1 protein-coding gene is annotated in these 501 nt (G+C 66.5%); it reads right to left on the bottom strand.

The features are described 5' to 3' along the window. Positions 1–98 precede the first annotated feature (98 nt). On the bottom strand, positions 99–501 hold a 403-nt coding region (locus E1265_RS37735; RefSeq protein ID WP_165954037.1), incomplete at its 5' end, for a hypothetical protein.

Below are 501 nucleotides of genomic sequence, written 5' to 3'. Positions count from 1 at the left end.
GACCACTTCCACGTCGACTCCGTAGTGTTCGCGGTGGGCGGTGACCACGCACTCGACGATCTGGTTCTCGCGGAGCCCGCTCTGCTCCCAGCGTGGGTCTAGTCTGGCCATGCGTACCCCTGGTAGAAGTTGATCCATTGACGATCGGCTATGAGCTCGTTGAAGCGTGGGATCTCGTCCCTCGGAATGATCCACTGGTACTCGCCGGGCTTGTTGTCGTGGGGGACCCGGTAGGTCTCCGGCGGGAACTCCGTGGTGAACTCCGGCCGCATCGTGTACTCCCAGTAGCCGTCCTCGTAGATGCCCTGGGCCGCGTACTGCTGGGCCACGCCTTCGGTGTCGCCGAGGTAGGCGGTGCCGGGGTGCCGGCCGTTGTCCGGGTGGTTGGCGGGGTCGAGGCCGTTCTGCTCCTGGGCGCGGTTGCCGCTGTGTGGTGACCGGTAGAGGCGTTCGAGACCGTCCTGCGGGCATCGGTAGAGGCCGAGGGGGTCGGCCCAGGTG

It is taken from the genome of Streptomyces sp. 8K308, assembly GCF_004348315.1.
Classification (GTDB): Bacteria; Actinomycetota; Actinomycetes; order Streptomycetales; family Streptomycetaceae; genus Streptomyces.
Note: the sequence above shows the minus strand (reverse complement) of the source record. Positions and strands in the feature narration are given on the sequence as shown.